Here is a 4821-nt window from a genome sequence, read left to right as displayed (position 1 = left end):
AACTCACCCCCTGCCCCCTCTCTTGCCACAAGAGAGGGGAAGCGCCCGCTAACATCTATTTTATCAAGGTGTTATGCGCGGGGTGAGTTTCCATGGTTAAGAGTGGCAACTATCATATTCTACTGCAAATAAAAGGTACTCTGTAGTTTAACCGGACAGTTCTGGGGCTGAATGAATAATCCATAATTCTCCTGAAATCACCGTCCCCGTGTTCCCTGACCGCTGACAAGCTGACCGCCGTCCACCGTGATATTCGTGCCGGTCACGTGCTTCGCCTCATCCGAGGCAAGATAGAGGATTGCATACGCCACATCGATGGGCATTCCCCATCGTTTCATGGGTATCGTATCGCGGGTGGTGTTTTCGTAAGCGGTTCTATCCTCGCATTTTGCGAATATGGGATCCCAGAGCGGCGTATAGATCGCTCCCGGCGAGACGAGGTTACACCGGATATTGTAGCCTTTGTTGAGGCAGTGGAGGGCGACCGCCTTGGTCAGGTACCGTATGACCGATTTGCTCGACGCATAATCGAGCATTCCCGGCAGGGTGAGAATCGCAGAAAGCGATCCCACGTTGACAATCGAACCGCCCCTGTCCTTCATCACCGCGATGCCGTGCTTGCACCCGAGAAACGTTCCCTCCGCGTTGACCCGCATCACCCTGCGGAACTGTTCGATGCCGAGATGCTCCGGGTCCTGCGGCTCATTGAATGTAGTACCGTTGATTCCCGCACAGTTCACGAGGATATCGAGCTTCCCGTAACGGTCAACTGTTTGGCCGATCACCCGTTTCCACGTATCCTCTTCGGAGATATCGTGGTGGAAGAATGTCAATGCTTCCGATGTTTCAGGCGATTGCGGCTCATGAATATCGGTGATGACAACCTCCGCGCCCTCATCGTGCATGAGCGATGCGGCAGCTGCTCCGATGCCCGACGCACCGCCGGTGACGAGAGCCACCTTACCCTGTACCCGCCCGTGTGTCATGTGATTGTGCTCCTTCTTCAGAGAGAGGTGGTGAAAAGTATCTTTTCACACGCCAGATTATGAAATATGTTGTCGTTTGCTGTCGAGGGCATGTAAAAGTCCCGATTAATTAATCGGGGATTCAATGCCGTGCATAATGATATGTATCCTCACTGCTTTTTCTGTGAATTACCCGGGTCGGCAACCCGCCCGATCATATCCAGACATGCTTCAATGCAGACCTTCTCCGCTTTCGGGCTGTAGACGGAGCCATCGACCTCATAATCGCCCTCAATGAATTCCCTGGCCGATGGCAGATAGCCGCGATAACCGTTGGTAAGGGCTATCACGAACGTTTTTTCGAATGCTGACTGCTCCTTGATTGCCACACCGATTTCCGAAAAAACCTCATCGGGAACCGAAACGAAGATGGCGTCTCCGATCCTGAAACACTGGTGCTCGATGGTGCGCGAAGCCGGGCGGTTCGGTTCGTAGAAACGTTTGGCCGAGTTCAGGCGCTGTGTGGTCTGGAAAACGGCGACTTTAGCTTCGTCGATAATACGGGTTCCCGCCAGCTCCGTTTTTTTCTCGAGTTCGGCGAGGATTTTCGTTGCGGAATCGGCATCGCGTTTTGCTTTGTCGAGTGCCACGGGATATTCTTCGCGCAGCGGGTACTCGAATGTCCCGCATGCCGCGGCGAGGCCGATGTCGCCATCGGTCACGATTGCGGGCAGCGCTTTGCGTACGGCAGCCGCCATCTGGTTTCCTTTGACCTCGGCATACCAGTAATTCCGCACAGGCATATCGACACCGACTGCTGACAATTCCGGGCTGTATCCGACTCCAATGTCGCCCGCGCAGGACTGGAAAAACGCGGCCCAGACCTGCTCCCCGAACGTCTTTTTGATTCCCCGAATGGCGAAGTACGGCCAGTCTTCGGTAAAGAGCGTGTTTTTCCAGTCGAGTGTCGAAGGATGACAGCCGTAATTGAATGCGATTCCCAGCAGTTTACCGGCAGCGTCCTCAATTTTAATCAACCCCACCTCGGGATCGGGATGGAGACCCCCATAGAGCAGAGTACGGCGATTCCGGCCAAGCTCAAGCACCGTTGTGGACGCAACGCCGATACGTCCGGGAACCCGGTTTTCCCATGCGGTTACCGCGCTTTCGATACAACGGTCGATGAGGAGTTTGTGATAAACCTCGATCGATTCTCGCGACTGCTCCGCCGAACTGGAAAGCACCGCTCCGGCTACGGACACATTGCCCTGACGTAACCGTGGTCCCGAGTGTGTATGGGTTGCAGAAATCATGATATTGTTCGGCGGGATGCCGGTTTTATCGGTTATACCCTGCCTGATGACGGCAAAATCCTCGCGGGGGACTGCAACGAGGGCGACAGTCATCATGACGATTGCCGTACCCTTGCTGTCCTCGATAACAAGGCTGCGGGCATAGAGATCGTCGTGCACGCCGGTGGAGACCTGGCTGCGGGCAAAACCGTCCATCTGGAAGGGTCCGGCGGGGGTAATGATTGTTTCCCCGACGCCGACTTTCAGTGATGGCGTTTGAACTGTCTTTTCCGCACAGCATGCCAGTAGGGCTATTACCATGACCGTTATGATTGAAATTGCCATGCGGCGGGTGAAAAGATGATACATGAGATTGTTCCTTCCATGTCGGATGATAATTTCGTGTTTTCAATGCATGAATAATTGTCGAATGACGGTTTGCTTCGGATCGATAAGCATTATTTGAATCTTCAGGCTGGATCGAAGTGCGTATTTCTGATTTTCCGACCATAATCCTGTATCATGCCTGATGAAACTGCATGGGGATGTTGAGCAGGTAATCCTGCCCCTTTTCGGTTTGTGTCGGCTTGCCCGAAGCGACATCGACGATCATGCGTATCAGACGGTCGGCGGCATGGTTTTTATCCTCGGCTCCAGTGAGAAGCGCACTCGAATCGAAGTCGATCCTGTTTGCCCGCTGCCTGAAATATGTGGCGCTCCCGGTTATCTTGACGACCGGGAGAATCGGCGAAGGCATATCGGCTCCGACGGTAAAGGGCATGGTATTTCCGGGGCCTTCACCGCATGTGTTGAGCATGATGTGCACTCCGGCGCCCATGAATCCGGTCAGGACAAAATCGGTCATCGCCGGGCCGTCCATAAAAACGAGGCCGGATTTCGACGGCGCCTGCCCGTACCCGATAATCTCACTGAATGTTCCGGTTCCTGCCTTGAGAATGGAAACATGCGCTTTCTGCCTGAGCGTCGCGAGTCCGCCCTCGACATTGAAGGCGACCATCTCGATATCGTCGGCTTTTTCACCTGTCGCGGTGAGCCGGGCTTCGCGGTATCGTACAAATTCGCGGAGTTTTTTACGGTCGGGCTCCGATTCACACCGGTCGAAGAGTTCGCTTTCGAGCCCGATCAGGTCGGGTGTTTCGCTCAGGACAACCGTTGCTCCGGCCCCGGAAAGGCGGTCTGTCACGGCGCCGCAGACGAGATTCGACGATTGTGCGGAAGCGGTGTCTGTTCCCGCGCAGTTGAGCCCTATTCTGAGCTGATCGATGCCGGTTTCGACCCGTTCGGCCCGGAGAGATTCCCTGACCAGACGGTCGGCATGCTTTCTTCCTTGCCGTACGAGGGCAGCACCGCCTTTGAGGGTTTTGACGGAGACGACATGGAATGGTTTCCCCGTACGCCGCGCCGCTTCAAGTATTTCGGCGGGTGTATGATCCTCGTTGCCCGATGAGACGAACACGAAACCCGCCACGTTCGGGTGCGTGGTTATTCCGGAGAGCAGACGTCTGAAAAGCACCCTGTCCGGGGCATAATTCCCGACGCCGTGTTTGTGCATGAGGGCATAGCAGTTATCAAACGGGGCCGCAATCGCTTTCGACCATGGATTACAGCAGAGATCGCCAGAAATGACAAGAACGACATTACGGATTCCGGCAGGACCGTTTTTTCGGGGGTAGCCGCGAAAAGTATTCATGCCTTGTCTCCTGGCTTGAACCGGGCGAGCAGTGTTTCCGCGGCGCTCCTGAACATCGCGGTGTCCATGCCACAGATGATAAGGTTGAAACCGAGGTCGCAGTAGTACGGTACCCTCGAAGGGTCGGGAACGATGAACGCCCCGATTTTACCGTGCTGTTTAATGGCCCTGCTCACGGTATGAACAGCCTCTTCGAGCTTCGGGTGACGGGGATCGGGCGTGATTCCCATATCCTGACTGAGATCGGAAGATCCGATGAAGAGAATATCGACTCCTTCCACAGCCGCAATATCGTCGACATTACGCACCGCCTCCCCGGATTCGATCTGAACCATGAGCATGGTTTCATCGTTTTTTTCGGCCATCAGCGATGTGTCGAGCCGTTGTTTTCCCTGGAGTGTGCTCCTGCTGCATGTGGAATAACCGCGCCTTCCGAGGGGGAAATACCGGGCGTTCCGGACGGCTTCGAGCGCATCTTCGACCGTATCGACATGGGGTATGTTCACGATGCGGGCGCCCATGTCGAGAACCTGACCGGTACAGTTCGCCTCGTTCCGGCGTACCCGGACAAGCGGCACACAGCCGTAATTTTCGAGCGTAATGATGAGATGCTCGACTTCGGAGAATGTCATGGCGGTGTGTTCCATGTCGATCCAGACAAAATCAAAACCGGTGAGGGCGATGATTTCCGCCCACGAGGTCATAGTTCCCTGCATCACGAGACCGAATACGGGATCATGGGAACGAAGCTTCTCCCTGAAATTCATGAAATGCTCCCGTTTGGGATTCAGCATAACGCACCCCCGTCGACGGCGATAACCTGCCCAGTTATGAAATCCGCCTCGTCAGAAAC

At 54.9% G+C, this 4821-nt stretch carries 4 protein-coding genes; all 4 read right to left on the bottom strand.

Features of this window, described 5'->3' with window-relative positions:
- Positions 1 to 197: 197 nt before the first annotated feature.
- Positions 198 to 986: an SDR family oxidoreductase gene (locus LLG96_18315; GenBank protein MCE5252160.1), complete on the bottom strand. Its 789-nt coding sequence runs from the start codon at positions 984 to 986 to the stop codon at positions 198 to 200.
- A gap of 149 nt (positions 987 to 1135) precedes the next feature.
- Complete coding sequence (locus tag LLG96_18310; protein ID MCE5252159.1) at positions 1136 to 2626, bottom strand: neutral/alkaline non-lysosomal ceramidase N-terminal domain-containing protein; 1491 nt, start codon at positions 2624 to 2626, stop codon at positions 1136 to 1138.
- A 151-nt stretch (positions 2627 to 2777) separates the two neighbouring features.
- Positions 2778 to 3968, bottom strand: a complete 1191-nt coding sequence (locus LLG96_18305; protein MCE5252158.1) for a UxaA family hydrolase — start codon at positions 3966 to 3968, stop codon at positions 2778 to 2780.
- Entirely contained in the window at positions 3965 to 4762 is a 798-nt protein-coding gene (locus tag LLG96_18300; protein MCE5252157.1) for a hypothetical protein, read from the bottom strand. Before LLG96_18300 ends, LLG96_18305 begins: the two co-directional genes overlap by 4 nt.
- Positions 4763 to 4821: the final 59 nt, after the last annotated feature.

This window comes from bacterium (genome assembly GCA_021372535.1).
Classification (GTDB): Bacteria; Latescibacterota; Latescibacteria; order Latescibacterales; family Latescibacteraceae; genus JAFGMP01.
Note: the sequence above shows the minus strand (reverse complement) of the source record. Positions and strands in the feature narration are given on the sequence as shown.